This is a genomic window from Elizabethkingia argenteiflava, from assembly GCF_009904105.1.
GTDB classification, from domain to species: domain Bacteria; phylum Bacteroidota; class Bacteroidia; order Flavobacteriales; family Weeksellaceae; genus Elizabethkingia; species Elizabethkingia argenteiflava.
In genome coordinates this window covers 1-255 of the sequence record NZ_JAAABJ010000273.1, presented here as the reverse complement: position 1 = coordinate 255, position 255 = coordinate 1, and the positions used below count along the sequence as shown (strand labels likewise).

The following is a 255-nucleotide window of genomic DNA, read 5'->3' as shown; positions in this document are numbered from 1 at the left end:
TAAAAGTATAGGACTGGCAATGAGAAGAAAATATAAAAAGAGACTTCCTAAAAGAGAAAAGAAGCCACTAGTGACCCCCTCAAAATTTACTCAATCATGGAGTATAGACTTTACTAGTGATGTCATGAAGAATGGTCGTAAATTCAGAAGTTTCAATGTAATTGACGACTATAACAGAGAAGTACTTTTTATTGAAGTCGATTACAGCTTAAAAAGTAGCCGAGTTGTTTGGGTGCTTAATCCTCTGATAGGCAG

At 35.3% G+C, this 255-nt stretch carries 1 pseudogene; it reads left to right on the top strand.

Features of this window, described 5'->3' with window-relative positions:
- A pseudogene (locus GNY06_RS02840) lies at nt 1-255 on the top strand (IS3-like element ISLbl2 family transposase); the annotation flags it as partial.